12 protein-coding genes are annotated in these 12,486 nt (G+C 65.6%); all 12 read left to right on the top strand.

What is annotated here, in order from left to right:
• Window positions 1–38 precede the first annotated feature (38 nt).
• The 12 genes from serC (at window position 39) to ACTG4X_RS10900 (ending at window position 12,460) form a co-directional block, all read left to right on the top strand.
• Window positions 39–1,106, top strand: coding sequence for a 3-phosphoserine/phosphohydroxythreonine transaminase (gene serC, locus ACTG4X_RS10955; protein ID WP_440534382.1), 1,068 nt, complete (start codon window positions 39–41; stop codon window positions 1,104–1,106).
• Window positions 1,107–1,130: 24 nt separating this feature from the next.
• A complete protein-coding gene (gene pheA / locus ACTG4X_RS10950; protein WP_093050110.1) occupies window positions 1,131–2,255 on the top strand; it encodes a prephenate dehydratase in 1,125 nt (374 codons plus the stop codon).
• 20 nt (window positions 2,256–2,275) lie between these two features.
• On the top strand, window positions 2,276–3,166 hold the full coding sequence (locus ACTG4X_RS10945; protein WP_093050107.1) for a prephenate dehydrogenase: 891 nt from the start codon (window positions 2,276–2,278) through the stop codon (window positions 3,164–3,166).
• Window position 3,167: 1 nt separating this feature from the next.
• Window positions 3,168–5,180, top strand: coding sequence for a bifunctional 3-phosphoshikimate 1-carboxyvinyltransferase/cytidylate kinase (locus tag ACTG4X_RS10940; protein WP_440533794.1), 2,013 nt, complete (start codon window positions 3,168–3,170; stop codon window positions 5,178–5,180).
• 215 nt (window positions 5,181–5,395) lie between these two features.
• On the top strand, window positions 5,396–7,084 hold the full coding sequence (gene rpsA, locus ACTG4X_RS10935) for a 30S ribosomal protein S1 (RefSeq protein ID WP_007829366.1): 1,689 nt from the start codon (window positions 5,396–5,398) through the stop codon (window positions 7,082–7,084).
• 79 nt (window positions 7,085–7,163) lie between these two features.
• Complete coding sequence (locus ACTG4X_RS10930) at window positions 7,164–7,493, top strand: integration host factor subunit beta (RefSeq protein ID WP_093050102.1); 330 nt, start codon at window positions 7,164–7,166, stop codon at window positions 7,491–7,493.
• 46 nt (window positions 7,494–7,539) lie between these two features.
• Window positions 7,540–7,875 (top strand): LapA family protein, encoded by a 336-nt coding sequence (locus tag ACTG4X_RS10925; RefSeq protein WP_093050099.1) that lies wholly within the window; start codon window positions 7,540–7,542, stop codon window positions 7,873–7,875.
• Window positions 7,865–9,034 (top strand): lipopolysaccharide assembly protein LapB, encoded by a 1,170-nt coding sequence (lapB, locus tag ACTG4X_RS10920; protein WP_093050096.1) that lies wholly within the window; start codon window positions 7,865–7,867, stop codon window positions 9,032–9,034. Before ACTG4X_RS10925 ends, lapB begins: the two co-directional genes overlap by 11 nt.
• Before the next feature lie 137 nt (window positions 9,035–9,171).
• Entirely contained in the window at window positions 9,172–9,492 is a 321-nt protein-coding gene (locus tag ACTG4X_RS10915; RefSeq protein ID WP_440533793.1) for a ComEA family DNA-binding protein, read from the top strand.
• 143 nt (window positions 9,493–9,635) lie between these two features.
• Entirely contained in the window at window positions 9,636–10,604 is a 969-nt protein-coding gene (locus tag ACTG4X_RS10910; protein WP_093050090.1) for a TRAP transporter substrate-binding protein, read from the top strand.
• Window positions 10,605–10,607: 3 nt separating this feature from the next.
• A complete protein-coding gene (locus tag ACTG4X_RS10905; protein ID WP_093075288.1) occupies window positions 10,608–11,141 on the top strand; it encodes a TRAP transporter small permease in 534 nt (177 codons plus the stop codon).
• 5 nt (window positions 11,142–11,146) lie between these two features.
• Entirely contained in the window at window positions 11,147–12,460 is a 1,314-nt protein-coding gene (locus ACTG4X_RS10900) for a TRAP transporter large permease (protein ID WP_093050084.1), read from the top strand.
• Window positions 12,461–12,486 lie beyond the last annotated feature (26 nt).

Below are 12,486 nucleotides of genomic sequence, written 5' to 3'. Positions count from 1 at the left end.
GCAAGCGCCCCTACAACTTCTCGGCCGGTCCGGCTGCCATGCCGGAGGCGGTGCTGCAACGCGCCGCCGCCGAAATGCTCGACTGGCAGGGCAGCGGCATGAGCGTGATGGAAATGAGCCATCGCGGCAAGGAATTCGGTGCGATCTGCACCCAGGCCGAAGCCGACATCCGCACGCTGCTGGCCATTCCCTCGCACTTCCAGGTCCTGTTCATGCAGGGCGGCGGACTGGGCGAGAACGCCATCGTGCCGTTGAACCTGTCGCGCGGCAAAACCGCCGACTTCGTCATCACCGGCAGCTGGAGCATCAAGTCGCACAAGGAAGCGCAGCGCTACTGCACAGCGCGCGTTGTCGCGAGCAATGCCGACGACCAGCACACGAAGCTGCCCGACCCTGCGACCTGGCAGCTCTCCAAGGATGCCTCGTACGTGCACGTGTGCTCGAACGAGACCATCAACGGCATCGAGTTCCAGCAGTTGCCCGATCTGGCCGCGCTCGGCAGCAACGCCCCGCTGGTCATCGATTTCTCCTCGCACGTTGCCTCGCGCAGCGTCGACTGGAGCCGCGTGGGCCTGGCCTTCGGCGGCGCACAAAAGAACCTCGGCCCTGCCGGCCTGACCATCGTGGTCGTGCGCGACGACCTGCTGGGCCACGCGCTCGAGATCTGCCCGAGCGCGTTCAACTACAAGACCGTGGCCGACAACCACTCCATGTACAACACCCCGCCGACCTGGGGCATCTACATGGCGGGGCTCACGTTCCAATGGCTGTTGCAGCAGACCGAAGGCTCGCACACCGGCGTGGCCGCCATGGAGCAGCGCAACATCGCGAAGGCAAAGCTGCTGTACGACTTCATCGACGGCTCCGACTTCTACGCCAACCGGATCGACCCGGGCTGCCGCTCGCGCATGAACGTGCCGTTCTTCCTGGCCGACGAAGGCCGCAACGAGGCTTTCCTGGCCGGCGCGCGCGAAGCCGGGCTGCTGCAGCTCAAGGGCCACAAGTCGGTCGGCGGCATGCGCGCGAGCATTTACAACGCCATGCCGCTGGCAGGGGTGCAGGCACTTGTGGCCTACATGCGAGAATTCGAGCGATCGCATGCCTAGGCGCATGCCCAGCTGCTCGCACCGATGACCGCCTCCGCACCCACACCGCCCTCTTCTCCCTCCGACAACTCCGAAAGCCTGGCCGATCTGCGCGTGCAGATCGACTCGCTCGACCAGCGACTGCTCAGCCTGCTCAACGAGCGGGCCCATGTGGCCGAGCTGGTCGGCGAGGTCAAGAAGCGCGAGGGCACCCCGTTCTTCCGCCCCGACCGCGTGGCGCAGGTCATCGACAAGATGCAGAAGAGCAATGGCGGTCCGCTCAAGGACCTCCACGTGGCGGCCATCTGGCGCGAGATCATGTCGGCCTGCCTGGCGCTCGAGTCGCCACAACGCGTGGCCGTGCTGGGCCCCGAAGGCACCTTCTGCGAGCAAGCCGCCATCGAATACTTCGGCGGCGCCGCCGACCTGATCTATTGCGCCAGCTTCGACGAGGTGTTCCACGCCACCGCCGCTGGCAGCGCCCAGTACGGCGTGGTCGGCGTCGAAAACTCGACCGAAGGCGTGGTCACGCGCTCGCTCGACCTGTTCCTGCACTCGCCGACCCATGTCGTCGGCGAAGTCAGCCTGCTGGTGCGCCACCACCTCCTGCGCAGCAGCAATTCGCTCGAAGGCGTGGAGGCCGTGCTGGCCCATCCGCAGGCGCTGGCACAGTGCCAGACTTGGCTGTCCAAGCACCTGCCGAACGCCGAGCGCCGTGCCGTATCGAGCAATGCCGAAGGCGCACGCCTCGCGGCCACCAACCCGGCCTGGGCCGCATTGGCCGGCGAACGCGCTGCCACCCGCTTCGGCCTGCACATCGTGGCGCACGCCATCCAGGACGACTCGTACAACCGCACCCGCTTCTCGGTGATCTGCCTGCCGCAGACGCTGGCCATGCCGCCAGCCTCGGGCCGCGACTGCACGAGCCTGATCGTCTCGGTGCCGAACCGGCCCGGCGCGGTGCACGACCTGCTGGTGCCGCTGAAGGCCAACAACGTATCGATGACCCGCTTCGAGTCGCGCCCCGCTCGCACCGGCCAGTGGGAGTACTACTTCTACATCGACCTCGACGGCCATCCCTCGCAGCCCAACGTGGCCGCGGCGCTGGCCGAGCTGCGCGGTCTCTGCGCGTTCTACAAGGTGCTGGGCGCCTACCCCGTCAAGGCCTGAGCGGCAGGCAGCCCCACAACATGTTCGAACAACTGGGACTGATCGGCTGCGGCCTGATGGGCGGCTCTTTCGCGCTCGCACTCAAGCGCGCGAAGCTGGTGAAACGCGTGGTGGGCTACAGCAAGTCGCCCTCCACCACCGAGCGGGCACGCCAGCTCGGCGTAATCGACGTGGTAGCACCTTCCGCACTGCTCGCGGTGTCGGGCTCCGACATCGTGCTGCTGGCGGTGCCGGTGGCCGCATCGGAAGCCACATTCAAGGCCATCCGCCACGGCATCTCGAACGAGACGCTGGTGATGGACGTCGGCTCGACCAAAGGCGACGTGATCGAAGCCGCGCGCAACGGCCTGCAGCGCCAGTTCGCGAACTTCGTGCCGGCACACCCGATCGCCGGCAAGGAGCTCTCGGGTATCGAGCACGCAGAGGCTTCGCTGTTCACCGGCCGGCAGGTCGTGCTGACGCCCGTGAAGACCACGCTGCGCTCGAACGTGCAGCGGGCCTCGCAGGTGTGGAGCGGCATCGGCGCGCACGTCGTCACCATGACGCACGAAGAGCACGACGCCGCTTTTGCCGCCGTGAGCCACCTGCCGCACCTGCTGGCCTTCGCGTACACCAACGCCATCGCCAGCCAGCCGCAGGGCGACCGCTTCCTGAGCCTCGGGGGACCGGGCTTTCGCGATTTCTCGCGCATCGCCGCGAGCGACCCAGTCATGTGGCGCGACGTGCTGCTGGCCAACCGCGAACAGGTGCTGCAACAGTCGCAGGCCTTCCGCAAGGCGCTGGACGATCTCGAAGCGCTGATGGCTGCGGGCGACCTGCAGGCGCTGGAGCAATCCATTGCCGCCGCCAGCAAGGCCCGCGCGGCCTGGAAACCGGCCACCGACACCTCGTCGCAGCAGCAGGACAACTGAAATGTTCTCGACGACCTTCCTCGATCTCCCGCCCCTCGCGGGCGCGGCCGGTACGGTCCGGCTGCCGGGCTCCAAGAGCATCTCCAACCGCGTGCTGCTGCTCGCCGCGCTCGCGAGCGGCACCACCACCATCCACGACCTGCTCGATTCGGACGACACGCGCGTGATGCTCGACGCCCTGCGCGCGCTCGGCTGCGGCATCGACCCGGACGGAAACACGCTGCGCATCACCGGCCTCGGCGGCCAGCTGAAGCCCAGCGAAACGCTGCTGCCGCTGTTCCTCGGCAACGCCGGCACCGCGATGCGCCCGCTCACCGCGGCGCTGTCGCTGCTGGGCGGCGAGTTCGAGCTGAGCGGCGTGCCGCGCATGCACGAGCGCCCCATCGGCGATCTCGTCGACGCGCTGACCCAACTCGGCTGCCGCATCGACTACCTCGGCAACCCCGGCTATCCACCGCTGCGCATCCATCCGGTGCCACACGGTGATTTGGCGCTCGACGCGCCGATCCGCGTGCGCGGCGACGTGTCGAGCCAGTTCCTCACCGCCCTGCTGCTGGCGTTGCCGCTCGCGGCGGCCGGCGACATCGTGATCGAAGTGGTCGGCGAGCTGATCTCCAAGCCCTACATCGAGATCACGTTGAACCTGCTCGCGCGCTTCGGCATCCAGGTGCGGCGCGACGGCTGGGAGCGCTTCACCATTCCGGCGGGCAGCAGCTACAGCTCGCCCGGCGATATCCACGTCGAGGCCGATGCCTCGTCTGCTAGCTATTTCATAGCATTGGGCGCGATAGCGACAGGTGTTTCCGGCAAGGACGGCATCCGCATCGAAGGCGTGGGCGCCGATTCGATCCAGGGCGACATCCGCTTCATCGACGCCGCCCGCCAGATGGGCGCGCAGGTCGACAGCGGTCCGAACTGGCTCGAAGTGCGCCGCGGCGCCTGGCCGCTCAAGGCCATCGACCTCGACGCCAATCACATTCCCGACGCCGCGATGACGCTGGCTGTGATGGCGCTGTACGCCGACGGCCCGAGCACGCTGCGCAACATCGCGAGCTGGCGCGTGAAGGAAACCGACCGCATCGACGCCATGGCCAACGAGCTGAAGAAGCTCGGCGCCGCTGTCGAGGCCGGCCCCGACTTCATCCGCGTGCACCCGCTGGCGCAGGCCGGCTGGCGCCCGGCGAGCATCCACACCTACGACGACCACCGCGTGGCCATGTGCTTCTCGCTCGCGGCATTCAACCCGGCGGGGGTGCCGGTGCGCATTCTCGATCCGCACTGCGTCGCCAAGACCTTTCCCGATTACTTCGAGACCCTGTTCTCGGTGGCAGAGGCCGCCGAGGTGCCGGTGATCTGCATCGACGGCCCGACCGCTTCCGGCAAGGGCACGCTCGCGGCCGAAGTAGCGCGCCTGCTCGGCTACCACTACCTCGATTCGGGCTCCCTCTACCGCGTGACCGGCCTGGCCATGCGCCGTGCAGGCCTGAGCGCTGACGCCCAGCACGAAACGCAGATCGCTGCACTCGCGGCCGCCCTGCCCCTGCAGTTCACCGAAGGAAAGGTGCTGCTGGCCGGCGAAGACGTCAGCGACGACATCCGCACCGAAGCCGCCGGCATGGACGCCTCCCGCGTCTCCACCCTGCCGGCCGTGCGCGAGGCGCTGCTGGCCCTGCAGCAGCGCTTTCGCCAGCTGCCCGGCCTGGTGGCCGACGGGCGCGACATGGGCACCGTGATCTTCCCTGACGCGACGCTCAAGGTCTTCCTCACGGCCAGCGCCGCCCAGCGCGCCGAGCGGCGGCATAAGCAGTTGATTTCAAAGGGTATTTCGACTACACTCGACAGTCTTCGCTCCGACTTGGAAGCACGTGACGCCCGGGACTCGTCCCGCAGCGTCGCCCCTCTGAAGCCGGCGCAGGACGCTCGCCACCTCGACAACTCCCAGCTGTCCATCGAGCAATCGATCGATCGGGTCTTGGACTGGTGGCAGCAAGTACAGCCTTTCAAGCCCGCTTGAAAAGCTGGCGCCCGACGGAATATCCCGAAATATTCATAAGGCGCATACCGCTCCAGCAGGCTCCTTCCGCGCGACAGCGCACTGGCCTGCTGGTTGTTCAACCAACCCGGGTTTATATCCAAAAAGCCCACAAAACCGCCGTCTACAGACCCACAGCAGCCGCACGCAATTTCGCAAGAGCGCCTGCCAACCCTGCCTGACGGAAGGAACCATAAATGTCTGAATCTTTTGCCGACCTATTCGAAGAGTCCCTGAAGCGTTCCGAAATGCGCACCGGCGAGGTCATCACGGCCGAAGTCGTGCGTGTCGAACACAACCACGTCGTCGTCAACGCCGGTCTGAAGTCCGAAGCGTATGTGCCGATCGAAGAGTTCAAGAACGACAAGGGCGAACTCGAAGTTCAGGCCGGCGATTTCGTTTCCGTTGCCATCGGCAGCGTTGAAAACGGCTACGGCGACACCATCCTCTCGCGCGACACCGCCAAGCGTCTGGCTTCGTGGCTCGCCCTCGAGAAGGCACTGGAATCGGGCGACTTCGTCACCGGCACCACCAGCGGCAAGGTCAAGGGCGGCCTCACGGTCCTGGTCAACGGCATCCGCGCATTCCTGCCGGGCTCGCTGATCGACACGCGTCCGATCAAGGACCTGACCCCGTACGAGAACAAGACCCTCGAGTTCAAGGTCATCAAGCTCGACCGCAAGCGCAACAACGTCGTGCTGTCGCGCCGTGCCGTGGTCGAAGCCAGCATGGGCGAAGAACGCGCCAAGCTGATGGAAACGCTGAAGGAAGGCGCAGTCGTGCGCGGCGTGGTCAAGAACATCACCGAATACGGTGCGTTCGTGGACCTCGGCGGCATCGACGGCCTGCTGCACATCACCGACATGGCATGGCGCCGTGTTCGCCACCCGAGCGAAGTCGTTCAGGCCGGCCAGGAAATCACCGCCAAGATCCTCAAGTTCGACACCGAGAAGAACCGTGTCTCGCTGGGTCTCAAGCAAATGGGTGACGACCCGTGGATGGGCGTTTCGCGCCGCTACCCGCAATCGACCCGCCTGTTCGGCAAGGTCACGAACATTGCCGACTACGGCGCGTTCGTCGAACTCGAACCCGGCATCGAAGGCCTGGTGCACGTCTCCGAAATGGACTGGACCAACAAGAACATCGCTCCGAACAAGATCGTCTCGCTGGGCGACGAAGTCGAAGTCATGGTCCTGGAAATCGACGAAGACAAGCGCCGCATCAGCCTGGGCATGAAGCAATGCAAGGCCAACCCGTGGCAAGAGTTCGCGCAAAACACCAAGCGCGGCGACCGCGTCAAGGGCCCGATCAAGTCGATTACCGACTTCGGCGTGTTCGTGGGTCTGGCTGCCGGCATCGACGGCCTGGTTCACCTCTCGGACCTCTCGTGGAACGAAGCCGGCGAAACCGCCGTTCGCAACTACAAGAAGGGCCAGGAAGTCGAAGCGATCGTGCTGGCTGTGGACGTCGACCGCGAGCGCATCAGCCTCGGTATCAAGCAGCTCGACAGCGACCCGTTCACCACGTTCACCACCGTGAACGACAAGGGCCAGATCGTGACCGGCAAGGTCAAGACCGTGGACGCCCGCGGCGCTGAAATCGACCTCGGCGAAGACATCATCGGCTACCTCCGTGCTTCGGAAATCTCGCGCGACCGCGTCGAAGATGCCCGCAACGTGCTGAAGGAAGGCGACGAAGTCACCGCCATCGTCGTGAATGTGGATCGCAAGACCCGCAACATCCAGCTGTCGATCAAGCAGAAGGACATGGTCGACGAACAAGGCGCCATGGCCAGCCTGAGCCAGCAGTCGGCACGCGAAAACGCGGGCACGACCAGCCTGGGCGCCCTGCTGCGCGCCAAGCTCGACAACAACGACAGCAAGTAAGCTGAGTCGGAAGACAGAGCAGGCCCTGGGGCCGCTCTGTCTTTTTTTTTCGTCCACGTTTTTCGTTTATGTTCGGCCTATGACCCGCTCAGACCTCGTCGAAGAACTCGCAGCGCGCTTTGCACAGCTCACGCACCGCGATGCCGAATACGCCGTCAAGACCATCCTCGATGCCATGAGCGACGCGCTGGTGCGCGGACACCGCATCGAGATCCGTGGCTTCGGCAGCTTCTCGGTCAACCGTCGTCCGCCGCGCATCGGCCGCAACCCGCGTTCGGGCGAGAGCGTGCAGATTCCCGAGAAGCGGGTGCCGCACTTCAAGCCCGGCAAGGCGCTGCGCGAAGCCGTCGATGCACGCACCGCGGAGCTCGACGCCGGCGGCAAGGAAGCCAAGGGCCGCAAGGCCTGACGCACGTGGATGCAAACGTAGAATGCTCCCGGCAACGGGAACGGCTATGAAATACCTCCTGTGGCTGCTCAAGGCAGCCATTTTTTTTACGCTCTTCGCTTTCGCGCTGAACAACCAGCACGACGCGACCGTCTATTTCTTCTTCGGCACCTACTGGCGTGCGCCGCTGGTGCTCGTCGTGCTCGCGGCCTTTGCCGGCGGGCTCGTGGTGGGTGCACTGGGCATGCTGCCGGGCTGGTGGAAGCACCGCACCGCCGCGGCGCAAGTGCCTGCCGCTGCCGAAACCCAGGCTTCCGCACCATCGACCGCCACGACCGCGCCCGCAGCGGCTCCGACCATCTCCGCCACCGACCTCCCCGCCGTACGTCAACATGGACTTTGATCCCAGCTGGCTGCTGATCAGCCTGCCCGTCGCCTTCGTGCTCGGCTGGCTCGCATCGCGCTTCGACATCCGGCAACTCAAGCTCGAGAACCGCCAGGCCCCAAAGGCCTACTTTCGCGGCCTCAACTTCCTGCTCAACGAGCAACAGGACCAGGCAATCGACGCCTTCATCGAAGCCGTTCAGAACGACCCCGACACGCAAGAGCTTCATTTCGCACTCGGCAATCTCTTCCGCCGTCGCGGCGAGTACCAGCGCGCAGTGCGCGTGCACGAGCACCTGCTGGGCCGCGGCGACCTGAGCCGCAGCGACCGCGAACGCGCACAGCACGCACTGGCGCAAGACTTCCTGCGCGCCGGCCTGCTCGATCGCGCCGAAGCCGCGCTGCAGAAGCTCGAAGGCACGCGCTACGAGAACGAGGCGCGGCTGTCGCTGCTGGCCATCTACGAGCGCTCGCGCGAATGGGCACAGGCCGCCGACGTGGCGCAGAAGCTCGATGAATCAGACCAGGCCAGCTACAGCACGCGCCGCGCGCATCACCTCTGCGAGCAGGCGACTGAACGCGTTGCGGCGGGCGACCTGCCCGGCGCCGCAAAGCTGCTCGCGCAGGCCGTCGAACTCGCGCCGCAGGCACCGCGCCCCGCCATCGACACAGCCAACCTGCAGTTGCGCAACGGCGAGGCGGCCGCGGCCTTCGACACGCTCGTGGCCCTGAGCGAGACCGCACCGCTGGCGCTGCCGCTCTACGCAGCCGCGCTGCAGCAGGCTGCCGTGGCCGCGCACCGCGAAGGCGAAGCGCTCGCGCTGCTGCAACGCCGCTATGTGGAGTCGCCGTCGATCGACGTGCTCGAGGCGCTGATGGCGCTCGGCGGCACACCGACCGCCACCGCAGAAGAACCCAACCCCACGCCGCGCGACGGCTACATCGCGCATCTTGCGCAGCAACCCTCGCTGGTTGCGGCCTCGCGCTGGCTCGCAGGCGAACACTTCGAGCACCAGCAGTTCCATCCGCAGGTGCAGCGCGCGCTCGACCAGGCCACCCGGCCGCTCATGCGCTACCGCTGCGCAGCCTGCGGTTTCGAGGCGCACCAGTACTTCTGGCACTGCCCTGGCTGCCAGGCCTGGGACAGCTATCCGCCGCGCCGCGTCGAAGAACTCTGATCACATTTCTGAACAATGGTCACGTAGCAGCCGGCACGGCTTTTACGCGTCAACGCCGTTCTTTCCCTCCTCGTTGAGCCTGGGCCGACGCTTCTGTCGGCTGTCACTCATCAACAAAAAAGAGGGAGTTTTTCATCATGTTCAAGAAGATCCTGGCCACCACGGCCATGCTGTTCGCGGCCGTTTCGTTCGCCGCCGTCGACGTCAACAAAGGCACCGAGGCCGACCTCGATGGCGTCAAGGGCGTTGGCCCGTCGATGTCCAAGCGCATTCTCGAAGCACGCAAGGAAGGCGAGTTCAAGGACTGGCCCGACCTCATGCAGCGCGTCAAGGGCGTGAAGGAGAAGAAGGCGGCCAAGCTGTCGGCCGAGGGCCTGACGGTCAATGGCAAGAGCTTCGGTGGCGCGGCGCCATCCGCATCGAAGGAAGCGAAAGCTCCCAAGGCCGCCAAGCCCTGATTCCGCTCCGGTAGAAATATGCAAAGCCGCCTTCGGGCGGCTTTTTCATGCGCGCCATGGCAGGGAAATGCCTCAGGAAGTGGTCCGGAATTTGCACGTAAGCTTCCTTTCGTTTTGCTTTCAATCCATTCCGGAGTGCGTACATGAATCACAAGTTCGGCATTGCCCTCGCGGGCCTCACCCTCGGCGCCGCAGCCTTCGCGCAGACCAAGTGGGACCTCCCCACGGCCTACCCCGCCACCAACTACCACACGGAAAACATCACGCAGTTCGCGAAGGACGTCGACGCCGCCACGGGCGGCAAGGTGAAGATCACGGTGCATGCCAACGCCTCGCTGTTCAAGGCACCCGAGATCAAGCGCGCCGTGCAGAGCGGCCAGGCGCAAGCCGGCGAGATCCTGCTGGCCAACTACGCGAACGAGAACCCGATCTACGCGCTCGACGGCGTGCCCTTCCTCGCCACCACCTACCCCGAGGCAAGGAAGCTCTACGACGCATCGAAGCCCGCCATGGACAAGTTGCTCGCGGCCCAGGGCATCAAGGTGCTGTTCATGGTGCCGTGGGCGCCGCAGGGCATCTACACAAAGAAGGAAATCGGCTCGGTGGCCGACCTGCGCGGCATCAAGTGGCGCGCCTACAGCCCGGCCACCGCCAAGATCGCCGAACTCATCGGCGCGCAGCCCGTGCAGATCCAGCAGGCCGAGCTCAGCGCAGCGATGGCCACGGGCGTGATCGAGAGCTACATGAGCTCGGGCTCCACCGGCTACGACACCAAGACCTACGAGCACATCAAGAACTTCTACGACACGCAGGCCTGGATTCCGAAGAACGCGATCCTCGTGAACGCCAAGGCCTTCGACGCGCTCGACGCCACCACCAAGGCCGCCGTCACCAAGGCTGCGGCCGACGCCGAGGTGCGCGGCTGGAAGGTCGCGCAGGAGAAGAACGACGAATACAAGCGCCTGCTCGCCGAGCGCGGCATGAAGGTGCACAAGCCCTCGCCCAAGCTCGACGCCGACATGCGCCAGGTCGGCGGCATCATGCAGACCGACTGGCTCAAGGCAGCCGGGGCCGATGGCGCCGCCATCGTCGACGCTTATAAAAAGAAGTAAGCCGTGCGCCGCTTTCTCGACCGCCTGTACGACGGTGCAGGCGCGCTCGGCGCGTTCTGCGTGTTCCTGATCTTCGTGCTGATGATCCTGGCCGGCGTGGGCCGGCAGATGAACTGGCACGTGAGCGGGCTCAACGACGTGGTGGCCTGGCTGTGCGCCGCCGCCGCGTTCTTCGCGATGGCGCATGCATTCCGTCACGGCGACTTCGTGCGCGTGACGCTGCTGCTCGAAGCCGTGCCGCCGAAGGTGCGGCGCATCCTTGACGTGACATGCCTGCTGATCGCGTCGGTGTCCGTGGCCTACCTGACCTACTGGGCCACCAGCTTCACTTATGAGAGCTACGAGTTCGCCGAGATGGCGACCGGCCTCGTCGTCATTCCGATCTGGATTCCGCAATCGACCTTCGTCATCGGCTGCTGGCTGCTGCTGATTGCCATGGTCGACGAGCTGGTGGGCGTGGTGCGCGGCGAGAAGCCCAGCTACCAGCGCGCCATCGAAGAGCGGCATGCTGCCGGCGATTTCTCCTCCGACGTCTGACGCCCATGCTTGAAACCCTGCTCATGGGCGCGCTGCTGCTCGCCATCATGCTGCTCCTGCTCGCGGGCGGCGTCTGGATCGCGATGACGCTGGCCATCGTCGGCTGGGTCGGCCAGGCCTTCTTCACCAACACGCTGCCGGGCAAGAACCTGTTCTCGGCCTTCTGGGAAAGCAACGCCAGCTGGGAGCTCGCGGCGCTGCCGCTCTTCATCTGGATGGGCGAGATCCTCTTCAGAACCAAGCTGAGCGAGGAGATGTTCGAGGGCCTGCGCCCCTGGCTCAACCGCGTGCCCGGCCGGCTGATGCACACCACCATCCTCGGCTGCGGCGTGTTCGGATCGGTCTCGGGCTCGTCGGCGGCCACCTGCGCGACCATCGCCAAGGTGGCGCTGCCCGAACTCAAGCGCCGCGGCTACAACGAGAAGCTGGCCATCGGCTCGCTCGCCACCGCGGGCACGCTGGGCATCCTGATCCCGCCATCGATCACGATGGTGGTGTACGCCGTGGCCGCCGACGCGTCGATCATCCGCATCTTCCTGGCAGGCTTTCTTCCGGGCTTTCTGCTGATGCTGCTGTTCTCGGGCTACATCGGCTGGTGGAGCCTGCGCAATCCCGACCAGGTGCCGCCGGCCGATCCGCCGACCACCTTCATGGAGAAGATCCGGCTCTCGGGCAACCTGATTCCCTGCGCGCTGCTGATCGTCTTCATCGTCTGGGTGCTGGTGGCGGGCTGGGCCACGGCCACCGAGTGCGCGGCCTTCGGCGTGCTGGGCTCGCTGGCCATCGCGGCCTGGGGCCGTAGCCTCACCTGGAAGAACTTCAAGGACGGCATCATGGGCGCCACCCGCACCAGCTGCATGATCATGTTCATCCTGGCTGGTGCCGCCTTCCTCACCAAGACCATGGCTTTCACCGGCATTCCGCGCGAGCTGGCCGAGTGGGTCGACAGCATGCACCTGTCGCCCTATGCGCTGATCGGCGCGCTGGTCGTCGTGTACCTGGTGCTGGGCACGGCGCTCGACGGCATCTCGATGATCGTGCTGACCAGCGCGGTGGTGCTGCCGATGATCCAGAAGGCCGGCTTCGACCTGATCTGGTTCGGCATCTTCATCGTGCTGCTGGTCGAGATCGCCGAGGTCACGCCGCCGGTGGGCTTCAACCTCTTCGTGCTGCAGAACATGACCGGGAAAGACAGCAACGTGATCGCCAAGGCTGCCATTCCGTTCTTCTTCTGCCTGGTGCTGTGCATCGTGCTGATCACGCTGTTCCCGAGCATCGTGACGATCCTGCCCGATGTGGTGATGGGCAAGGAGAAGTAGAAAGAGAAGGGCCGTCCGGCAGCTTG

It is taken from the genome of Variovorax sp. YR566 (assembly GCF_051992195.1).
In the GTDB taxonomy this organism is placed as follows: domain Bacteria; phylum Pseudomonadota; class Gammaproteobacteria; order Burkholderiales; family Burkholderiaceae_C; genus Variovorax.
The sequence above is the reverse complement of the archived record's forward strand: the minus strand, read 5'-3'. Positions and strand labels throughout refer to the sequence as shown.

Coding starts and splice junctions, on each gene's coding strand:
- ACTG4X_RS10900 (WP_093050084.1), top strand. CDS start 11,147: ATGCTTGAAACCCTGCTCATGGGCGCGCTGCTGCTCGCCATCATGCTG.
- rpsA (WP_007829366.1), top strand. CDS start 5,396: ATGTCTGAATCTTTTGCCGACCTATTCGAAGAGTCCCTGAAGCGTTCC.
- ACTG4X_RS10915 (WP_440533793.1), top strand. CDS start 9,172: ATGTTCAAGAAGATCCTGGCCACCACGGCCATGCTGTTCGCGGCCGTT.
- ACTG4X_RS10945 (WP_093050107.1), top strand. CDS start 2,276: ATGTTCGAACAACTGGGACTGATCGGCTGCGGCCTGATGGGCGGCTCT.
- pheA (WP_093050110.1), top strand. CDS start 1,131: ATGACCGCCTCCGCACCCACACCGCCCTCTTCTCCCTCCGACAACTCC.
- lapB (WP_093050096.1), top strand. CDS start 7,865: ATGGACTTTGATCCCAGCTGGCTGCTGATCAGCCTGCCCGTCGCCTTC.
- ACTG4X_RS10925 (WP_093050099.1), top strand. CDS start 7,540: ATGAAATACCTCCTGTGGCTGCTCAAGGCAGCCATTTTTTTTACGCTC.
- ACTG4X_RS10910 (WP_093050090.1), top strand. CDS start 9,636: ATGAATCACAAGTTCGGCATTGCCCTCGCGGGCCTCACCCTCGGCGCC.
- ACTG4X_RS10940 (WP_440533794.1), top strand. CDS start 3,168: ATGTTCTCGACGACCTTCCTCGATCTCCCGCCCCTCGCGGGCGCGGCC.
- serC (WP_440534382.1), top strand. CDS start 39: ATGCCGGAGGCGGTGCTGCAACGCGCCGCCGCCGAAATGCTCGACTGG.
- ACTG4X_RS10930 (WP_093050102.1), top strand. CDS start 7,164: ATGACCCGCTCAGACCTCGTCGAAGAACTCGCAGCGCGCTTTGCACAG.